Below are 22,753 nucleotides of genomic sequence, written 5' to 3'. Positions count from 1 at the left end.
TGAAAAACTATCTGAAAATACTACTGAGGAAGTAGGTATCAATTCGGATGAAATAGTTCTATTTCCAGATATCAATTTAGATGAAGTATTACAAATTGATGATACTTCTGTTGATGATGTCACGCAAACAGAAAATATTTCTCAAACCCAAGATATTGTTGCTAGGGAAGAATTACTAATTGAGGATACTTCTGTTGATGATGTCACACAAACAGAAAATATTTCTCAAACCCAAGATATTGTTGCTAAAGAAGAATTACTAATTGAGGATACTGCTGTTGATGAAAAACTATCTGAAAATACTACTGAGGAAGTAAAAAAACAAATAGCTATAACTTCAGATGATATCCAATTAATAGAAGATGTTAGGACTGATGTGGAAGAACTACAAAAAGTAGAACATCAAGTTGATGAACAGAAGCAAAACAAAGATACAAATAATTGTGAAACAGAAGCAAATCAGTTCAACTCTGAACTCGATAATACCGTAGTTAATGAATCTGTCGAACAATCATCAAGTAAAGGTTTTGGTGGTTTTGCAATTTCACAAGATAAAGCAAAAACTAAGAAAAAAAAGAAGCGCTAATATTGGAAATTAGAAGTATGTCAAACTTTAAAATTTACGGTTGTGCTATTTTAAGACCAAAATGACAAAATCAATAAACTGGTCTGTAGAGACCGTAAATTTACGATCTCTACCAAGGATATTGGGTTTTATCTGAACAGTATTAGGACTAAGGGAAATTTTTTTACTATTCGTGTAAGAAGTCTATTTTATGATGCACAGCCACAAACAGATTGACATTGGGTGCAGACTTCACCACTTTGATGACTGTTTGCACAAGCTTCACAACAGTAAGGTTTACCATCTTTCATAATGGCATCCTCAATAGAAACAACACACAGGCAAGAACCACAGGCACATTTTACTTGGCTTACGGTTGCCATAGCTTTATCTTCTCCTTTTTTTCATAAAATCATTGATAATTGGCAAAGATGGCGATCGCTATCTTTGCTCAACCAAAACTATATATCAGTCTGTAGTGATATGTAAACATAATAATTCTTTTTGAGACATTTAATGATAGCTAAAACAAAAATTACCAAAACTCAAGCAACTGATCTCAAAGTCAAACTGTTTCGGGGGTTTTCTGATCACTCGCGTATGTCTATTTTGAATGCATTGCGTTCTGGTTCGCTGACTGTTAACGAAATTGTTGAGATTACCGGACTCAGTCAGTCTAATGTATCCAATCATCTTGGGTGTTTGCGCTGTTGTGATTTGGTTGTCCGTCAACAGCAAGGACGTTTTGTATACTATCGACTCAGTGATGAACGCATAGCACAGCTTTTGGATCTCGCAGATGAATTACTCGCTAATGTAGCTATAGGTGTAAATAAATGCAACAGTTACGATTGAAGGCATACCTATTTTTAAGAAACCTAATTCTTTGAGATTAGCTGAATTTGATTACTACTGTGGTTATAGTTAAACTATGAAGTTAGTTTAACTTTTTAAACTAAATTATTGCTATATAACCATATTATGATAATAAAAAATCTAAATTTAGTGATCAAAAGAAATAATCTTGTAATTGTTGTAAGGTCAGCAATACAATCATGCGAAATTTTCATAAGTTAAATATAATTGGCACGAATATAGTAAAAAAGATTACTTATCAATTACAGCTAACTTACTTTTATAAAAGTAAAATAAGCAGTTTTTATACTATTTAAAATTATAGATTCTTGATTGTAAGAAAAGTTACGATATAAGCTTTATAGCCAATTTATAGATCAAAATTATTTTTAAATTGGTATTAATAATATACCCAAAATATACAATAAAAGTTACATTTATTTTAAGTAAAATTACCCTTTTGATCACATATATTACTACTCTACTATTTTTGCAGCAGTGAAATCAGGGTTAATTTGTGATGTTTGTGTTCTGTTTAGAAAGAACTATTGTTAATATTCATGCTCTAAATTTAAGGATTTACCTGCCTATATCCGCCACAAAAATAGGTACTTAGTAATACTTGAATACTTAAATAAATTTACGAAAATTGCTTGTATTAAGATAATTATTCAAATAATTTATACCAGTAAAGGGGGGCGTAAGGCTTTGCGGTTTTACGATGATTTTATGATTGCTTGGTAATTTATTTTTTGGAAATCTCTTAAGCTTTTTCTATTTTCTAACTGAAGCAACAAGCTTTTATCGAAAACAGTAAATATATTATGTTACTTCCAATGTCAACACAATTACGGCAGTTGCGTGGAAAGTGCGATCATGCTCAGGCAAACAATCTAAACAATCAATGTATCCATCAATTAATCGAGTTGCAAGCAGAAAGCTCACCAGATCGCATTGCTGTTATTTTTGCAGACGCGCAAAATACAACTTCTTGTAGAGTCGAGCAAAAAATCACCTATCAGGAGCTAAATAATCGAGCGAATCAACTAGCTCACTACTTGCAAAGCTTGCATGTGAAACCTGAGATATTGGTTGGAATTTGCATGAAGCGATCGCCCTTATTGATCATTGGACTGCTAGCTATCCTCAAAGCTGGTGGATCATATGTACCTCTCGATCCTGCTTATCCCCAAGAGCGCTTGGCTTTGATGCTAGAAGATTCCCAATTGCCAATACTACTGACTGAAGAAAGTCAGCTAGAATATCTACCACCTCATCAGGCTCAAGTAGTGTGTCTGGATACTGATTGGGAGAAAATTGCTCAGTACTGCGAAGATAACCCAACTAGCCAAGTTATTCCCGACAATTTAGCCTACACCATTTATACATCTGGTTCCACAGGGAAACCAAAAGGAGTACAAATTCTTCATCGAGGAGTTGTGAATTTCCTCAAATCTATGAGAGAAGTTCCTGGACTCAGCCATGAAGATACCTTGGTTGCTGTCACAACGATCTCCTTTGACATTGCTGTGTTGGAACTCTATTTACCATTAATCGTTGGTGCTTGCGTCGTACTGGTAAGTAAAGAAGTGACCTCAAATGCAGAACTGTTATTACAGGTTTTGCGACTATCTAACGCCACAGTTATGCAAGCAACACCAGCTACTTGGCGAATGCTCTTAGCCGCAGGTTGGGAAGGTAATCCAAAATTAAAAATCCTCTGTGGTGGTGAAGCTATGTCTCGTGATCTAGCTAATCAGCTGCTTCAAAGAAGTACCTCTGTATGGAATATGTATGGTCCCACCGAGACTACAGTCTGGTCAGCAGTGTATCAGGTAGAGTCTGGAGACGCTCCTGTTCCTATTGGTCAAGCGATCGCTAATACGCAAATATATCTAGCAGAACCACATCAGAATTTTCACAACGACTCTATCAAGTTGGTTCCAACAGGTGAACCAGGAGAGTTACTCATCGGTGGAGCAGGTTTAGCACGAGGGTATCTGAATCGCCCGGAACTCACGCAAACAAAATTTATTCCTGATCCTTTGAGCCAAAATCCAGAAGCTCGTTTGTATCGCACTGGAGACTTAGCACGTTATCGCAGTGATGGCAACATTGAGTACATTGGACGAATAGACCATCAAGTCAAAGTTCGTGGCTATCGCATCGAACTAGGAGAAATTGAGGCTGTTCTATCCCAACATCCTCTTGTCAGAGAAGTTGTAGTCACTGTGCCAGAAGATGTTCCCGGACACAAACGCTTAGTCGCTTACATAGTTCCAGAATCTGGAATGCAAAAATTCCTGGAACAAAACACAGATATTTTGCAACTACGCACTTTTTTAAGCAAGCAGCTACCTGAGTATATGGTTCCTGCTGCTTTTGTAGCAATTACAAATCTACCTTTGACACCGAATGGTAAGGTAGATCGTCAGGCGCTACCAGCTATTTTTAAACAAACAAGACCTGAGATAGAAACAGAGTTTGTTGCTCCTCGCACCCCACTAGAAGAAAAATTAGCTCAGATGTGGATAGAAATTTTGGGCATTGAGCAAGTGGGTGTGCATGATGACTTTTTTGAACTGGGAGGAAATTCTCTCCTTTGCACTCAGTTGTTGTCTCAAATTCGCACAGAATTACAACTAAAATTGCCTTTACTGTCTTTATTTGAAGTACCAACAATAGCTGGAATTGCTGTGGCGATCGCAAATGCTGGGAATATCAATTCGACTTCCACGCCTAACACTGTGAGTATTGCAGATTTACAGGTAGATGCAGTTTTAGACCCCACGATTACACCCGCAGTTCCTTTGATTAAGTCTCACAAGGAACCCCAGCGTATATTTATCACTGGAGCCACTGGTTTTGTGGGTGCTTTTTTACTACACGAACTTCTCCAAAAAACTCAAGCTAGTATTTATTGTCTAGTGCGAGCTACTAGCCTTGAACAAGCAAAGCAAAAACTCCACAGAAACCTCAAACACTATTTGCTTGCAGATGAAAATCTAGACAAGAGAGTTATTCCAGTAGTTGGAGATTTATCTCAACCCTTGTTAGGACTTTCCCAGCAGGAATTCCATGAGTTAGCCAACTCGATTGACCTGATTTATCACAATGGAGCTTTTGTTAATTTAATTTATCCTTATCCTGCTTTACGAGCAGCAAATGTACATGGAACCCAAGAAATCCTCAAATTAGCAAGTCAGATCAAAGTTAAACCCGTTCATTTCATCTCTACTCTTGATGTCTTCCAATCCCCTCAATATGCTGGGATGCAAGAGATTTTAGAAACAGATGAGCTTGTTGATCCCAAAGGACTTTCTGATGGTTATGCCCAAAGTAAATGGGTTGCTGAGAAATTGGTGAAGACAGCTATTGCTAGAGGTATTCCAGCCTGCATCTATAGACTAGGCACGATTATAGGACATAGTCAGACTGGTGCTTCTCAAACCAATGATTTAGTAGCCAGACTTGTCAAAGGTTTAATTCAGCTAGGCTATGCACCTGAATTAGATGTACAGATGAGCCTTACTCCTGTAGATTACGTCAGCCAAGCCATTGTCCATCTATCTCAACAAGAAGCATCTTGGGGCAAAGCGTTTCACTTAGTTAGCCCTGAGGCCTTACCTTTCTATGAGTTTGTCAATCAAATCCAAGGATTTGGTTACTCTATTGAGTGGACAAACTATCAGCATTGGCAAGCACAGCTACTGAATCTTGCCACCAAGCAAGAACATCCTTTGAGTTCTGTATTGTTTTTGTTTACGGATGGAGATTCTGACAATCAAGCAAGCTACTTAAAAACAGCTGCTTTGGTATCCCAGGCATTTGACTGCCAAAATACATTAGCTGGATTATCTGGAACTAATATAGTCTGTCCAGATGTTGATTCCAAATTGATCCAGACCTACTTTTCTTACTTAATCTACAGATAAATATTAAATAAGTTTGGGGTTTGATAAAAAGACACAAATTTTATGAAATCCTGTATTTAAGTAGAAAATTTGTGAAAAAACAAGTGAATATGACTACTGTAATTGTCCGCAAAAAGTTATTTTTAGTGATTGCCGGAGTTGTATTAGTTACTTTACTCACCCTGATGAAAGGGCAAGCAAAAATACCAACACCAAAACTAGCACCCTCTTTCTCAAGTTTCTACTCAGTTAATGATCTGGGGACAATTCCAAAACTTCCACCAGCTTATGGAGGATTGACCTTTGACCCAAAAAATGCCAAGAGATTATTGATTGGTGGGTTAGCTGGTACTCAAAAAGCACAAATCTATGAAGTCAGAGTCAAACGCGGTTCAGATAATCACATTATCGGTTTTAATAGTGCATCTCCTTTGGCAAAAGCTCCTGGAAAAGGCAAGGGAGGAATTGATGCGACTTTAGCTTATAGTCCTAAAGGAGATGTCTTATTTTATACTTCATATGATGACAACTCTATAGGTCAAATTAAACTCGGTAGTCGTAGTCCAAATAAACAAATTAATCTTACTGGTTTAGGCGTTGCTTCTACCACAGGAGCATTAGCCTTTGTTCCTAAAGGATTTGTTGGAGTAGATCGACTCAAAATTACTTCTTATACAAATAATACACTATACGACACAACCATAACTCCAGATGGCTCAGGAACCTATAGTATTGTTTCACCTTCTAGAAGCATCAAACTGAGTGGTGGTCTTGATGCCATGATTTTTGTCAAAGCAGGAAAGCCTGGGTTTGTTAAAGATAGTCTGCTCATAGCAGAATTTGATACTAATAATGTTTCTGCTTATCAATTAGATACTAAAGGAAATCCTATCCCCTCTAGTCGTCAAAATTTCATCACAGGAATTAGTTATCACTCACCTACATCTCTGACTGGAACGATAGGAGCGACTACAGATCCTTTGACTGGAGACTTTCTCTATTCCACTGTTTTGGAAAATACGGCTGCCAAAGGTAGAATATTTGCGGTTAGAAGTTCCGCAAAGTCAAGCCTATTTCCAACTAGATTAAGATAACATTAATTGTTCATACAAAATTAATATTATTAAGTTTATAGACGCTTAATGACCTGATATTAAATTACTAAAAAATTATTTTTTTATAAGTTCAATACTGAGGTTGAGTAAAAAGCTACTTTGTGAAACAATAAGATACATTTGCAATTTTATTTATACCAGCTTGCTGTTAATAAATATCAGAATGACTAAATAAATATATAACAAGTGTAGTTTGTGATTCTGAGCGAAGCATAACGGTATTAAATATCAATTTGCATGTTAATAACATCACTAAAGTTCAACTAAAAATTAGTCGTGTATCTAACCACATGCATTAAGTATGAAAAATGAATACAAAGCTATTACTAGTTAAGGTATTTAGATGTACAAGAAAGCCAATATTATTTCTTACGAAATTGTTTCTGAAAATTATTTAAGGCGGAGAAAGTTACAACCAGATGCTGGTTCTTTCATGTTATGGGGTTTAGGTGTAGGCGCAGTTATTTCAGGTGATTTCTATGGTTGGAACTATGGTTTAATTGCAGGTGGTTTTTGGGGTTTAAGTATTGCGACTTTTTTAATGGCAATCATGTATATATGCATGGTTTATTGTCTGGCAGAATTATCAGTAGCACTACCCCATGCAGGTGGTTTTTACTCTTTCACTCGCAATGCTTTTGGTCCATTTTGGGGCTATATTTGCGGTGTTTCCGTCGCTATTGAATATGTGTTTGCGACTGCTGCGCTTGTCTACAGCATGAGTAATTACCTCAAGCCTTTGATTAATAACTTATTTCCCCTACCAAGTTATTTGATTTGGCTAATTCTGTATGCTGTTTTCGTGGCAATTTGCATTCAGAGTATGGAACTGAACCTGTATATGAGTTTTTGGCTCACTCTGATAGCAATTATGGTATTGGGCATATTTTATGTGAGTATGCTGGCAGCTAATTTTTTTCAGCTGGAATTGCTCTTCAATGTTCCTGCTGATTACGGACAATCTGCAATGTGGCTACCTAAAGGTTGGCAAGGTATTTTTGCGGCAATACCCTATGCAATTTGGTTCTATCTGGCAATAGAAATACTACCACTAGCGAGCGAAGAAACCTCGGACATACCTAAAAATATGCCCAGAGGGTTAATATCAGCAATGTTTACCCTGATTATTCTTTCAGTTTTAACTTTGGTACTGAACTCAGGTGTAGGGGGTGGTGCTTTTGCAATTGGTCAATCTAATGTACCGTTGTCAGAAGGCTTAGAAGCTTACTTTGGTAAGGGTGCTACTAGTAATTTTATCACTGCGATCGCACTCACTCTTGGCTTGGGAGCTAGCTTACCAACTCAAATATACGGATATGGGCGTATAATTTTTTCTCTTTCTCGTGCTGGATATTTACCGCGCCAGATTTCTGTGACTAGCAAAAATAAGACACCTTACCGGGCATTATTTCTAGGTACAGCAGTTGGACTGATATGTGTAATGCTTGTTGATATAGGTAGTAATCAAGTGGATGCATTGATTTTGAATATGGCTGTTCTTGCAGCCTTAATATCCTATATCCTGGTCATGCTCAGTTACATCAAGCTCAAATTCAGTCGCCCTGATTTACCGAGACCCTACAAAAGTCCATTAGGTATTACAGGAGCTACGGTTGGGACAATCCTAGCTATTTTTGCTCTCATAGCCTGTTTATCTGTACCTGCTTACCAACTTGGTATTTGGGGCGTTGTAATTTTTCTGTTCTTAGCAACTCTCTACTTTTTATCTCGGAAAAACCGATTAGTTGTTCAGGCGCCAGAAGAAGCAGCTGCGTTGAAAAAATAGGGATTGGAGATTGGCTGCAAACTCATCTATTATGGGTGTCATCGCCTTCCTTGCGCGGTGGTTGATTTTTTATACAGTTTTTCTGGATACCATTGCCCGTAGGATATAACTATTGCTAATGCTAATACTGACGAATGATTTCATTGTTGCTAAAACAATTATGCGATCGCAGTCAATTAGCAGATTAATTTTTTTAGAAAAATGTATTAAATAATACTTTAAATAGTGTAAATGATAATACTAATATATAAAGTAAACTAGCTCAATATCTGGCAAAATCACAAATATTTTCGAGTTAGTGCAGAATAAAGTATTATTAGCATTTAGAGTTTTGTAAGTATATATACTTAAAAGGAGTATACAATTTCTAGAAAATATATTTAGAGATGATGCTTAAGTGGTATCACTAAAAACAGTAGACCTCTTCCATGAATATTTGAAACACCTCCATTTAAGGTGTTACCCAAAAAAACAAGTCTTCTTAGTGTCTTGGTGTTTCAATGAAACTTATTTAACACCAAGACACCAAGACACCAAGACACAAAGCAAAATTAACCTAGAACGGGGTTTTGAGAATTTATGCAAGAGGTCTAGTAGGTCTGAGTTTCTAATTTCAGCCACCACACATTGCACATACAGTTACACAATGTTCACTTAAGGGTAACTGGTTTAATCCAGTCTTTACATTTTTTTTGCTTTTTGCCGGAGAATGTTTGTTAATCTCAGTATTAGTAAGTAAAATAACTCTTACTTACCAATTTAATGGTTATTTTCTTATCAAATAAATAAAGCTAATCAATTAAAATTTGGCTATAAACAGAATCACAAAACTTGTATATTTAAATACCAAAAAATACACTTTATGCAATTCTATTGTTTAAACCCTCTGATAAATATAGCTTAGACCCATCTAATTGAGCAACAAGTAAAATCAAAATGAGTACAAGTCCTCTAAGTAGCTACAGATTTTTTCAAAAACTACATCCTCTGTCTTTATTAGCACAATTAACTAGTAGGCGTGCCACAGGATGTTTACGAGTATTTACTGATAAAAACTCTTGGACAATTTATTTAGAAGAAGGAAAACTTACTTATGCCTCCTCTTCAGATAAATTGTTTGAGCGGTTAGACCATCAATTGCGACGTTTGAGCCAACAAATTCCGAATTTGTTAGGTGCAAATCGTGTGCAAATGCGGTTGATGTTTGATACTAAGAACGACAATCAATCAATGCCACATGCAGATTATCAAGCGATTTGCTGGCTGGTAAATCAAGACTATATTACTCCTCCACAAGCAGCTATTTTAATAGACGAATTAGCCAAAGAAGTGCTGGAGTCATTCTTAACCTTAAAACAAGGTAGCTATGAGTTTTACCGTGAAACTCCTTTGGATGATCTGCCAAAGTTTTGCCGATTAGATTTACGATTATTAGTAGAACACTGTCAAAAGCAGTTACGCAATAAGCAAGAGCAGTATTCGACAGTTAATACTGAAGAAAATTCTCAAACTTTGTTGAAAACACCATCTCAAAGGAGAGTACAACCTCAAGCTCAACCTGAGCAAAAAATAACAACAAACACTCAGAATTTTGAGAATTCAGATAATATTCTACATAGCCAGATTCCCTTGCAACCAGCGAATCGGAGCTTATACACGGTAGCTTGTATTGATGATAGTCCAACAGTTTTAAATTCTATCAGGAATTTCTTAGATGAAAATACTTTTTCAGTCGTAATGATCAACGACCCAGTCAAAGCTTTGATGCAAATTCTTCGCAGCAAACCCGATCTAATTTTACTAGATGTGGAAATGCCGAATCTGGACGGCTACGAACTATGTTCCTTGCTGCGTAGGCATTCAGCTTTTAGAAATACGCCTATAATCATGGTGACAGGCAGAACAGGATTTATAGATCGAGCCAAGGCAAAAATGGTAAGGTCATCAGGCTATTTAACTAAGCCATTTACACAATCTGATCTGTTAAAGATGGTATTTAAACATCTTGATTAATTGTGTTTGATCACAATGAAACTGACAACTCTATTTAGTAAAAGTTTGGTTGTTTAGGAGATACAGGAGTGAGTCTAACTTTGCTTGGGACTATTTTAATTGTGGAAGATTCTCCCAGTGAATTGGAATTAATGAGCCACTATCTTAGAGAAAGTGGTTACAACGTTATTAAAACAAGCAATGCAAAAGAAGGATTAGAACAAGCTATTTCACAACAACCAGATGTGATTGTCACAGATGTTGTGATGCCAGGAATGAGTGGTTTTGAATTGTGCCGTTCTCTCAAAAAAAATCCAGTTACTCAAAAAGTACCAATAGTAATTTGTAGTTCTAAAAATCAAGAAATTGATAGATTATGGGCAATGAGGCAAGGTGCTGATGCCTATTTAACTAAACCTTATACCCGTGAACAACTATTGCGGGCAATTAAATCAGTGGCGATTTGAATAATCATGAATAATTCAAAAATGACACTCGCTGCAAAATCAATTGATTCTAACTTGGGAGATGGCTATCTGCGGTTTCAACTCAATAAACAAGCCCATGCAGTTTTGCCAATGAAGTATACGCAAGAGGCAATTGTTGTACCTGTGGAGGCTGTAACCTCCATGCCAAACATGCCCTCCTGTATACTCGGCTTGATGAATTGGCGCAGTCATATAGTTTGGGTAGTTGATCTGCCAAGGATGTTCAATTTAGAATCCTTAGACTATAGATTTCGTCAGTTCAATATCGTAATGATTCGGGTGGAATCACTGCTTCTAGGACTAGTTGTACAAGAAATCAAAGGTACAACTAAATTCATGCCAGATGAAATTCGCTCTCCTGTTGGACAAGTCGCTTCTAGTTTAGTTCCGTATTTGCGTGGATGCGTTGTGCAACAGAAGGAAGTGTTGCTGGTGTTAGATGCACAAGCAATTGTCCAATCTTCTATTTTGCATGGTAACTAGGGTGTACTACTATAACTACGGTATTTTTAGGGTTATTCTCAACCTATTCTGGAAAAGTATTTTATGTTTAATAAAACGGACACGACTAAGAGTAGTGAAGTTGAAAATCGAAATTCAACGATTACTTCTCATAAACTTACAGATAGTGTAGTGCAACTACCGACATTAACTAATCATGAGCAAACAGGCACAAATTCTCACTTGGGTCGGATATTTGCTAATTTTAAGCGGCTGAGTTTGGGTACAAAAGCCACAGTACTTGCGATCGCCATTGGTACACTACCAGTTTTGGGGATTGGGGTACTGGCATATCAAATTTCTAAGCAATCAATCGAACGTAAAGTTTCCCAATTACAACAATCTCAAACAGAAGACTTAGCAGACAAAGTAAACCGTTTTATGGTTGAGCGGTATGGAGATATTCAGCTTATATCTAATCTGCCAATACTGATTAATTCCCAAATGAGGGTAAATACTTCCCCTCAAGAAAAACAAGCAATACTTGACAAAATCATAGAGTCCAGAACAATCGATGGAAGCACAATTTATGAAAGCATTGCCGTCTATGATTTAAACGGTAATTTGATTCTCCAATCACAAGCAAAATCTATTCCTAATGTCAAAGAGCGTACATTTTTTAAGAATGTAGTGCAAAGTAATCAGCCTTATATCAGTCAACCAGAACTATCACCAACTACAAATAAAGTAAGTATTTATATTGCTGCACCTGTTAAAGAAAATGGCACAGGCAATACAATTGCTATAGCTAGAGTACGTATGCCTGTAAAACCGCTGGGAGAATTGGCAAAAAGTTATACAAAAACAGTGAACGAATATCTCTTTCTTGATAGCTCTGGCAAAATTTTCATAGCATCAGAAACAGACCACGTAAATAGTAATATCAAAACAGATTACCCAGACGCATACAAATCGCTACAAAAATCTAAAGAAAAAACTGTAGTAGGATTAGATCCGGTACATGGCGATCGCCAGCAGTTGATCAGCTACGTACCCATTAAACCACTCAAAGGTTTGCCAGATTTGAAATGGGAAATACTGCTAGCAAGTAATACATCAACAGCATTTGCCGCTCAACAAGAATTATTATTGACTTTCGCCATTGGTACAGGGCTAACAGCAATAATTGTAGCGGCGATCGCAGCCTGGATAGCTAAACGTGCTACAGAACCAATTTTGCAAGCAACAGCAACAGTAGAAAAACTCGGTCGCGGCGAACTCAACACTCGTTTGTATGTCCAAGGAGAAGATGAACTGGGAGTATTGGTTGCGAACATTAACCAAATGGCATCACAACTAGAAGCTTCAATCAAAGAGCAAGAACAAGATGCAGAAAGATCTAAACTACTTGCAGACATTACCTTAAGATTACGCAGAAGTCTCCAAGAAGAAGACATTTACAAAACAACAGTCCGAGAAGTTCGGCAAGCACTGAAAACAGACAGAGTAATTGTCTATAAATTTAATTCCCAAACATGGGATGGCGATGTCGTCGCCGAAGCAGTCAGTACTAGTTTTCCGAAAATGTTAGGAGCACAAATAGATGATCCTTGTTTTCGGGAACGCCATGTCAACGCTTACAAAGATGGTCGGGTGCGGGCGATCGCAAATATTTATCAAGACCCCCATCTGAGTAATGCTGAATGTTATACCAGAATGCTGGAAAAATTTGCAGTCAAAGCAAATTTGATCGCACCAATTGTGCATCAAGAAGAACTAGTAGCCTTATTGATTGCCCATCATTGTGAAAGCCCCCGGATTTGGCAACAAGCGGAAATAGATTTATTTAAACAGCTAGCCACTCAAGTCGGCTACGCTATTGAACAAGCCAAGTTGCTACAAGAGCTAGAAAGCGCTAAGATAATCGCCGAAAAATCTACTGTTGATGAACGGCAACAAAAAGAAGCTTTGCAAATGCAGCTGTTGGAACTACTCAGCAACGTAGAAGGTGCAGCTAGTGGTGACTTGACAGTACGTGCTGATGTGACTGCTGGCGAAATAGGTACTGTTGCTGACTTTTTCAACTCTATTGTCGAAAGCTTACGAGATATCGTTAGCCAGGTCAAAATCGCTGCTAACCAAGTAAATCAGGCAATTGACACAAACTCCGGCGCAATTCATCAACTGGCAGAAGAAGCGCTAGCACAAGCCGCCGAAATTGACAACACCCTAAGTGCAGTTGATCAAATGACTGCATCTATTCGAGCAGTAGCAGACAGCGCCCAGCAAGCCGCTATGGTTGCTCAAAATGCTTCAACTACTGCTGCCAAAAGTGGTCAAGCAATGGATATGACAGTCCAGAATATTCTCCACCTACGAGAAACTGTCGGCGAAACAGCCAAAAAAGTCAAACGTTTAGGAGAATCGACACAACAAATTTCCCGCGTCGTCGCATTGATTAACCAGATTTCCATGCAAACCAACTTGCTAGCGATCAACGCTGGAATTGAAGCAGCACGAGCAGGTGAAGAAGGACAAGGATTTGCTGTTGTTGCCGAAGAAGTCGGAGAACTCGCCGCCCGATCAGCCGCCGCAACTAAAGAAATTGAACAAATCGTTGAGAACATCCAACGAGAAACCAGTGAAGTAGTACAGGCGATGGAAGTGGGAACCACTCAGGTAGTAGAAGGTACACGCATTGTTGAAGAAGCAAAAGGTAGTCTCAGCCAAATTTTGGAAGTTTCTCAACAAATTGATGACTTAGTACAATCAATTTCTACCACCACAGCTTCTGGAGTGGAAACATCACAAGTAGTCAGCGAATTAATGAAACAAATCGCGATTATTTCCAAACGTACCAGCGATTCTTCGTTGCAAGTCTCAGAATCTCTGCAACAGACTGTGAAGATTTCTCAAAAGTTACAAGAAAGTGTGGGTACGTTCAAGGTCAATTAATTATTGGTCATTAGTCATTTGTCCTTGATTATTTGCCTATGACTAATGACTAATGATAAATGATAGATGACTCTTGACTATTGACCGATAATTCCGAGCAGATTACAAGAAAGCGGATTTATCCGTGGGGTCAATCCAAAATCCATAGACGCGATAGCGGCTTCTCAAAGAGTAATCCAAAATCTAAAATCGGATGACCAAGGACAAAAACTATGTCACAGGACAAAGAATTAGAAATTCAGATGCAGTTTCTGGAGGAAGCAACAGATTATCTGAATACGCTAGAAGGAATTTTACTCGAAATAGAGACTAATCACCGCATAGCTCCAGACAAAATCAATGCCGCTTTGCGATCTGCCCATTCCATCAAAGGCGGTGCAGGGATGATGGGGTTTCGCTCCCTTTCAGATTTAGCCCACCGTTTAGAAGATTCTTTTAAAGTATTAAAAACTCGGAAAAATTCTTTAGAAATTGATACAGAATTACAAAGTTTATTACTATCTGGAGTTGATTGGTTGCGTCAGATAGTCGAATTGCACTCAGAAGGAAATACTATTGATGAACAGTGGTTAAGTACTTTTTGTTACCCTGTTTTTGAAGAACTACATCAACTTTTAGGCGATCCGACCCCAGAAGACGCTACAACTATTCTCTCAGCGGAAGATGATGGGCAAAATATTATACCTTTACTCTTTGAAAGCGAGGTAGAGGGATGCTTACAACGTTTAGAGTCTGTGTTGGAAGAAAATCAACAATCCTGTCTCAAAGAAGAAGTTGCTATTATGGCAGCAGAGTTAGGCGGCTTGGGTGAAATGCTCCAGTTAGAAGGATTCACCCAGTTGTGCGAATCAATCGCTCACCATGTCGATAATGCTCAACCAGACGAAATGGAAGAAATTGCTCGTGCTTCCTTGACAGCATGGCGGCGATCGCAAGCATTAGTACTTACAAATCAACTCGATAGCTTACCTACAGAACTTGATTTAGAACAAACCTTCATCCAACTCTCACCCCAGCAATCGCCAACACAAGAAATAACTCCAGAGTTGGAAACAATCGCAAGTACCCTAGAAGATGAAATTCTGCAAGCAGAAGTTACTGTAGAAAATTGGCTGGATGACGAAATCATAGCCGCAGACTTTGAAGCTTTAGAAGCAGCCTTTGCTGACGATAGTAACTCTTTTGCTGATGAACTCAGTGAGCCGACTTCAGTAACTGCTAGAGAAATTCCCGTTACAGATTATAAATTTGTTGAACCTAAACGAGAGCCAGTCAGTGTAAATAAAGACCGCGAAACTCAAGAAAATACCGTCCGAGTACCTAGTAAACAACTCGAACAAATTAATGACTTGTTTGGAGAATTAATTATCCAACGCAATGGGCTAAACTTACAGCTAGAAAGACTACGTAAATTAATTCGCAATCTTAGTCAGCGCGTCCAAAGTCTGGAAAGAGAAAATCAAGAACTACGGACAGCCTATGATCGAATCGCTACCCAAGCTGTGATTTCAGCAGAAGTGTCATCATTGCCATTGATGGGAAATGGTGGCGATCGCTTTGCATTTGACTACACCTACCCGACACAAGACATAGAAAGCAGGTTTGATGCTTTAGAAATGGATCGTTACAACGAATTAAACCTGCTCTCACAAGAAGTCATGGAAACAATCGTCCAGGTGCAAGAAGTCACCGCTGACATTCAACTGAGTGTAGACGATACCGACCAAATCTCCAGAAAGCTCAACAAAACTTCCAAGCAGTTACAGCGAAAACTCACACAAGTCAGGATGCGACCTCTATCTGATATAGTTGATCGCTTCCCCAGAGCTTTGCGTGACTTATCTGTGGAGTTTGGCAAAAATGTCCAGTTAAAAATAGAAGGTGCTAATACCTTAATTGAACGCAGCATCTTAGAGGCTTTGAATGAGCCTTTAATGCACCTAATGCGAAATGCATTTGACCACGGTATTGAAGATCCTGCTACACGCCGCGCTTGTGGCAAACCAGAACAAGGAACAATTGAAATTAAAGCCACTCATCAAGGTAATCGTACCATGATCACCATGAGAGATGATGGTCGTGGCATTTCCCTAGAGGGAATTCGCACCCGTGCTTTAGCAATGGGCTTAGATGCGACTCTGTTAGCTCAAGCCAGCGATGAAGAACTATTATCCTTGATTTTTGAGCCAGGGTTTAGTACCAAAGACGAAGTCACAACCCTATCCGGTCGTGGCGTAGGTATGGATGTAGTTCGTAACAACCTGAAACACGTACGTGGTGATGTCAAAGTAGATACTATGCCAGGAGTGGGAACTACCTTTACTTTATCCGTACCATTTACTCTTTCTGTAGCTCGTGTACTGCTAGTAGAAAGTAACCGTATGCTATTGGCATTCCCCACAGATGCAGTCTCAGAAATTTTCCTGCTGCAAAATGAGCATGTTTTCCCAATGGCAAATAGCGAAGTGATCAACTGGCAAGGAACCATGCTACCGTTGATTCGCCTCAGCCGCTACTTAGAATTTAATTGTTACCGCTATGATAATCCAAACCTGGAAACACCTCCAGCAATTAATGCTGCTAGCATATTAATCATTGAAAGCAACAATCAACCAATTGCACTGCAAATCGACCGTTGCTGGGGTGAACAAGAAGTTGCTATTCGCCGTGTGGAAGGAAATATCCCTCTACCTGCTGGCTTTAGCAACTGTACAATTCTTGGTGATGGTAGAGTCGTGGCTTTAGTCAATGTTAGTGAGTTGCTGTATTGGATTGCTGCTAATGACCGTACACCTAGAAACAATCAACTACCATCAGCAAGGTTGAAGACTATATTCCTGACTCCATCTGAGGAAAAAAACCCAGACTCATTAAAAGACCAGAAAGGAACTATCTTAATTGTTGATGATTCGATTAATGTCCGGCGCTTTTTGGCTTTAACTTTGGAAAAAGGAGGATTTTTAGTAGAACAAGCCAAAGATGGTCAAGATGCTTTAGAAAAGTTACAAAGTGGCTTAAAAGTTCAGGCAGTAATTTGTGATATTGAAATGCCACGGGTTGATGGTTATGGCTTTTTAGGTCGGGTGAAATCCAACAATGAATTTAAAAATATACCAATTGCCATGCTTACCTCTCGTAGCAGTGACAAGCATCGACAACTAGCAATGCAATTAGGTGCAAAAGCTTATTTCTCAAAACCTTACAATGAACAAGAATTATTGAGAACACTGGAAGAACTGATTTTTCCCTTAGCAGGAGCAAATAGAAACTAAATTCAATTAGTGCAAATTGAGTATAATTACGCAAGACAACTGAATTGATCGGTAAGTAAAAAAACTTTAACATCTCCATCTTTACATTAGGCTGCATGAGGATAGTGAATTTTACCTCTCCATGCAGCCTTTTAAATCTGTTGATTCTTGGTTGTTGCCTGTTGGTTGTTATACCATTTCACAAAAAATCTGATACAAATACAGACCATGTACCAGACGCGATATATCGCGTCTCTACACAATTTATGTGTATCGTGATTAACGTGAAATGGTATTCTTGGTTACTTTTAATAACCTTTGACTAATGACCAATGAAAGCAAAATAATAGAATTTGTATAAGATACCTCTTATTAAAATTTACAACATATTGTTATAATGTTATGTCTGCTTTACTACCAGTAATTACCTCAGTAATTTTTTGTAAGTAGAGGAATTTATTAGGTCTTTGTCAGTGGTCGAAATTCAACAAAATCATATAAATTATACTTATTACTTTATAGTACCGATATCAAATCAGACGATTTTTAGCCTGAATTCTTCTCTGAAGTTATTAAGCAAACAACATAAGAGACAGTTATGCTGCAAGCAAAAAGGGGAATACACCTGAAAGTTTTATATTGGTTGTGTCCACTAAATTTTTGACTTGAGTTATTAATTCAGGGAATTTACCTATGAGTTATCGATTTGATAGTGCTAATAAAACTAAAAACTCCAATTTGGCATATCCCCTATTACCTTCTCAGCTAATGATTGATAATTCTAGAGTTTCAGAACCACGTAAATTTAATCTTACAACTTCTCTGAAAATCCATAAATCTTTATTTAGATCGTTTTATAACCTGGCTATCAATCATAAACATTTAATTGCCTTAATTAGCTGTGAATTAGTTTATGTTTTGGGTATAGCTATTGGAACAAAAGTATTTATTAATCAAAGTTTAGCAACTCAATTCCCGGAACAAACTAAATCAGAACTAACAGTAAATGATGTTAATGTTCAGGTTAGATTTAATAAAATGAGTATTGGGTTGCCGAGTCAATCAGAGCATAATTATCTATTAGCAGCAGTTAATTTGCATAACTCTGGTAAAATCTTAGAGCAAAAATCGCAGCCAATTACTAAAAAAATTCTCAAAGACAAAACTCAGAATTTCAAAGTAGAGTATGCAACTTTGGTTTCTGATGACACACCACCCTTAGCTATTTTAGTGCAAAGAGATCCAGATAAATCTACAAATAACGCATTAACACAAAACTGGTTATTCCAAACTGGATTAGTTTTGTTACCTTTCTTGTCAATTGCTATTTGGATATTCATCTTAAGACGCTCAATCATCAAACCAGTTTCTAATTTGCAGCAAGCTACCGAAAAATTTGCCGCAGGCGATCGCAATGTCCGCGCTCAAGTTTTCGCAAATGATGAAATTGGTCAACTGGCTGTCAGTTTCAATAAGATGGTAGACTCGATAACAAAAGAGCTTCGTCGTCAAGAAAACGATGCAAAACTTATAGAACAACTCAATCAAATCACTATAAACTTACGAGAAATACTCAGCAGTGAAAAAATTATCAAAACCGCAATATCAAATATACGAGATGCTCTTGCTTGCGATCGCGTACTTTTTTATAGTTTAGATGATCATTGGCAAGGTAAAATCATTGCTAAATCAGTTGATTATTCTTGGTTAACTGATTCAGAAGAAAATCTTTCTAACACCTATTTTGGAGAAGAGTATTCTGATAATTTAGCAACAGGTACAGTGAAAACAGTCTATGATATTTACGACTATGACTTTAGTCATTCATACTTACATCAACTAGAAAGCCAAGCAGTCAAAGCATATTTGTTAACACCTGTTTTTATTAATAGAAAACTATATGGTTTATTGGTGGCTCATCAATGTTCTCATGAACGTTATTGGCGAGATATAGAAATTTATTTATTTAAACAAATTGCTATTCAAATTGGTTATGCTCTAGAACAAGCAGAACTTATTCAACAAATAGAACAACGTCGCCAAACTGCAAACACATCTTCTTGCGAGGAACAGCAACATAAACAAACTTTGCAAAATCAAGTTTTAGAATTACTTGATGACGTTGAAGGTGTAGTTAGAGGTGATTTGACGGTACGTGCTGATGTCAATGAAGGCGAAATTGGAACCGTTGCAGACTTTTTCAACTCTATTGTTGAAAGTCTACGGGATATTATCATCAAAGTAAAAGTATCTATTGTGCAATTAGACGACGCGATTGGTAGCAACGAAACAACAATCAGCCATCTCACACAACAAGCACTAGAACAAACTACCGAAATTAGTCGTATTTTGGATGCTGTTGAGCAAATGACTACTGCAATGCAAACAGTAGCATCTAGCACTCAGCAAGCTGCACATGTTGCTAATACCGTCGCCCATACCACCATCGAAACAGGAAAAGCGATGGATACAACAGTGGAAAATATCTTAAGTTTGCGTGAAATCGTCGGTAAAACTGCCAAGAAAGTTAAACATTTGGGACAATCTACACAAGAAATTTCGCGTGTAGTGTCACTAATTAACGAAATCTCCATGCAAACTAACTTGTTAGCGATCAACGCAGGTATTGAAGCAGCGCGAATGGGTGAAGAAAGTCAAGGTTTTGTTGTTGTAGTTGAAGAAGTTAGCGAACTAGCAGTGCGATCAGCACAAGCAACCAAAGAAGTAGGAGAAATTGTTGAAAACATTCAACAGGAAACCAAAGAAGTAATCAAAGCGATGCAAGAAGGAGTTAATCAAGTTACCCAGGGAACACAAATTGTTGAACATGCAAAACATAGTCTTAGTCAAATCTTAGATGTTTCACGGCAAATAGATGCTTTAGTGCAGTCAATTTCTACTGCTACAATTTATGGAGTCCAAACATCACAAACAGTTAGCGAGTTAATGAAGCAACTTGCTACGACTTCAAAATCTACTAGTGAGTCATCTGTGCAAGTTTCTGAGTCTCTACAAAAAACGGTGAAGATTTCCCAACAGTTACAGGAAACACTAGTTCGTTTGAAGGTCAATTAAGGTAAAGAAGGGAGACAAGGAAGACAACAGAGAATTTCCGCTACCCCTTATCTGACATCTTGCACCAGTTGCAATCAGCCGTAAAATACCGTGAGTTTGATAAATATTATCAGACTCTAAGTAAGTCGGCGGGAAAAATTCAATGTATATGAAGAAATATAAATTAGCTGTAGGGTGCGTTGTCGCGCAGCGCAACGCAACGCAACGCACCTTGAATTCTTGACCGTGCGTTAGCCTACGGCATAACGCACCCTACATTTAAATTTCTTAACATAGCTATAAATATTAGCGCCAACTTACTTATATTGAATCGCCTGCAAGTAAACTGCGTGGCCGATAACCGAAATCTACTTTCTGTATAGTTCTAAAACTCTTGCTGTATCAGGATTATAAAATGTGGATCTTAGAAGTTATCTTCAAAGGTGTTTATTGTCCACAAAAAAGTCCTTGACAATTTTAGCAATATCTGAAACAGTTGCTGTAACTTGATATCAATAGTTTTTTTATTAATGTAGTGCAAAATAATACATCAAGTTTTGGTTTATTTTTGATGTTCGCAAAGAACAAAATGTAGTTTATTTTTGAGTGACCAGACAACATTTTTTACTTGACTAAATTCTCAATTTCTTATAAACGTACTCTTATTAACAGCTAAATAACCTTAAAAAAGAATGCAGTTAGTTGATTCAAAATAGTGTAATATCAAGTTAAGAAAATTGCTTTTAGTGATGCTGATTGCCATAGCACGCTAAATTCTACCTAGTGAGTTCCCGTATGTTCTGCCAAAAATAGCACTAGGCTCACCGTTAATTCTGGTGCTTAAACCTTTTGAACACTTTGATTCAGGCAAGAGTGAGGAAGTGGCAATGCTCCCGCCTTGAGCGATCGCATCGCTTCATAATTCATATGTATCTGCTCAGATACCCAATCAACATATCCATAGCTTTAACTTGCACTGAGGAAGTTTATGAGTAAAGAATTCAAAAATCATTACTAAATAATTCAATTTTTTAATCAAATAGATAATCCATAGTATTTAGACTTTTGAAAAGTATTCATTATTGTTAAAAAAGTCTGAAAAATTATGGGTTAGGTTTTCATAATTAAACAATAATGATTGTTTGTAATTTATAAATAAAATTTAAATATTTATTGCTAGCAATCAGAGTTGATCTATATATTTAAATATGCAATTATTTGTGAGATTAAGAAAATAAAAAACAACACCAGAATGATTATAAATTCGTTGAAATCTCTCACGGTTCTCTATAAATCTGTTACCAACGATGGTAAAGATGTCATTCAAGGATTAACTCAAACTCCGAAAAAATTACCTCCAAAGTATTTTTATGATGATCGCGGTTCAGAACTATTTGAACAAATCTGTGATTTACCAGAATATTATCCAACACGAACAGAATCTTGGATTTTGAGCCAATATGCTGATGAAATTGCCAAGATCACAGGCGTTTGTGAATTAATAGAATTAGGTAGTGGCAGTTCTACTAAAACTTTGTTTCTATTAGATGCATACCAAAAAATTGCTAATTCATGTAAATATATACCAATTGATGTAAGTGGAGGAATCCTCAAAGCTAGTGTACTGAAACTACAAGAAAAATATCCTTCTTTCTCGATAGAGGGTTTAGTAGGAACTTACGAGCAAGCATTAGCAAAATTGGAATCGATCTCGTCGCCATCACGGATGATTTTTTTCTTGGGAAGTTCTATAGGAAATTTTGCTCCCCAAGATTCCGAGAATTTCTTGCACCACATTTCTCACACTTTAAACCCTGGTGATTATTTTCTACTTGGTATTGATTTACAAAAACCAGAAGAAATTTTATCATCAGCCTATAATGACAGTCAGGGAGTAACGGCTGCTTTTAATTTGAATATGCTCTCCCATTTAAATTGGCGATTTCAAGGTAATTTTGATCCTAGCTTATTTACACATCAAGCAATATATAATCAAACCGATGCTCAAATTGAAATGTATCTTCATTGTCACCAGAATCATTGGGTATCCTTAGAAATCTTAGATTTAAAGGTTTTCTTGGAAAGAGGGGAAAAAATTCTCACCGAAATTTCTCGTAAGTTTGATTTAGCAATTATGCAAAAAGAACTAGAGAACAAAGGACTTAAAACCCTGAAAATCTGGACAGATCCCAAGCAGTGGTTTGGATTAATTCTTTGCCAAGCTTAAAAGATTGTTTTCTCTTCCATTGTAGGATAACGAGCTAGGCATCATGAAGTGTCTACACTAAGGTGAATCAGAGAACACCAAAAAATCAATTATCCAAATTTTTCTGAATT

General features: G+C 37.3%; 12 protein-coding genes and 1 pseudogene. 12 read left to right on the top strand and 1 reads right to left on the bottom strand.

Translation table 11 applies throughout. The features are described 5' to 3' along the window. Positions 1 to 586 (top strand): annotated as a pseudogene (locus B4U84_RS30275) (HEAT repeat domain-containing protein); the annotation flags it as partial. Between the two features lie 188 nt (positions 587 to 774). Here B4U84_RS30275 and B4U84_RS02275 read toward each other — a convergent pair. After that, positions 775 to 948, bottom strand: coding sequence for a metallothionein (locus tag B4U84_RS02275; RefSeq protein ID WP_071524799.1), 174 nt, complete (start codon positions 946 to 948; stop codon positions 775 to 777). A gap of 133 nt (positions 949 to 1,081) precedes the next feature. On the opposite strand from B4U84_RS02275, the gene B4U84_RS02270 reads away from it, so the two are divergent. From B4U84_RS02270 to egtD, 11 genes are all read left to right on the top strand, one after another. Next, positions 1,082 to 1,420, top strand: coding sequence for an ArsR/SmtB family transcription factor (locus tag B4U84_RS02270; protein ID WP_017312215.1), 339 nt, complete (start codon positions 1,082 to 1,084; stop codon positions 1,418 to 1,420). 836 nt (positions 1,421 to 2,256) lie between these two features. Next, positions 2,257 to 5,355, top strand: coding sequence for a non-ribosomal peptide synthetase family protein (locus B4U84_RS02265; protein ID WP_242677515.1), 3,099 nt, complete (start codon positions 2,257 to 2,259; stop codon positions 5,353 to 5,355). Positions 5,356 to 5,444: 89 nt separating this feature from the next. After that, positions 5,445 to 6,428: a hypothetical protein gene (locus tag B4U84_RS02260; RefSeq protein ID WP_165490236.1), complete on the top strand. Its 984-nt coding sequence runs from the start codon at positions 5,445 to 5,447 to the stop codon at positions 6,426 to 6,428. A gap of 364 nt (positions 6,429 to 6,792) precedes the next feature. Then, positions 6,793 to 8,235 carry an amino acid permease gene (locus B4U84_RS02255; RefSeq protein WP_131115316.1) on the top strand — a complete coding sequence of 481 codons (1,443 nt, stop codon included), beginning with the start codon at positions 6,793 to 6,795 and terminating at the stop codon, positions 8,233 to 8,235. A gap of 936 nt (positions 8,236 to 9,171) precedes the next feature. Next, complete coding sequence (locus B4U84_RS02250; protein ID WP_017312219.1) at positions 9,172 to 10,248, top strand: response regulator; 1,077 nt, start codon at positions 9,172 to 9,174, stop codon at positions 10,246 to 10,248. A 68-nt stretch (positions 10,249 to 10,316) separates the two neighbouring features. Further along, on the top strand, positions 10,317 to 10,694 hold the full coding sequence (locus tag B4U84_RS02245; RefSeq protein WP_017312220.1) for a response regulator: 378 nt from the start codon (positions 10,317 to 10,319) through the stop codon (positions 10,692 to 10,694). Positions 10,695 to 10,700: 6 nt separating this feature from the next. Continuing rightward, positions 10,701 to 11,198, top strand: coding sequence for a chemotaxis protein CheW (locus B4U84_RS02240; RefSeq protein ID WP_017312221.1), 498 nt, complete (start codon positions 10,701 to 10,703; stop codon positions 11,196 to 11,198). A gap of 63 nt (positions 11,199 to 11,261) precedes the next feature. Then, entirely contained in the window at positions 11,262 to 14,111 is a 2,850-nt protein-coding gene (locus B4U84_RS02235) for a methyl-accepting chemotaxis protein (RefSeq protein ID WP_131115314.1), read from the top strand. 212 nt (positions 14,112 to 14,323) lie between these two features. Beyond that, positions 14,324 to 17,383 carry a hybrid sensor histidine kinase/response regulator gene (locus B4U84_RS02230; RefSeq protein WP_131115312.1) on the top strand — a complete coding sequence of 1,020 codons (3,060 nt, stop codon included), beginning with the start codon at positions 14,324 to 14,326 and terminating at the stop codon, positions 17,381 to 17,383. A gap of 672 nt (positions 17,384 to 18,055) precedes the next feature. Beyond that, positions 18,056 to 20,437 (top strand): methyl-accepting chemotaxis protein, encoded by a 2,382-nt coding sequence (locus tag B4U84_RS02225; protein WP_131115311.1) that lies wholly within the window; start codon positions 18,056 to 18,058, stop codon positions 20,435 to 20,437. A gap of 1,231 nt (positions 20,438 to 21,668) precedes the next feature. Continuing rightward, the gene (gene egtD / locus B4U84_RS02220) at positions 21,669 to 22,643 is read left to right on the top strand and encodes an L-histidine N(alpha)-methyltransferase (protein WP_131115309.1); all 975 of its coding nucleotides are present in this window, start codon (positions 21,669 to 21,671) and stop codon (positions 22,641 to 22,643) included. Positions 22,644 to 22,753 lie beyond the last annotated feature (110 nt).

It is taken from the genome of Westiellopsis prolifica IICB1, assembly GCF_004323185.1.
Taxonomy (GTDB): domain Bacteria; phylum Cyanobacteriota; class Cyanobacteriia; order Cyanobacteriales; family Nostocaceae; genus Pelatocladus; species Pelatocladus prolificus_A.
This window is presented reverse-complemented; position numbering and strand designations above follow the sequence as displayed.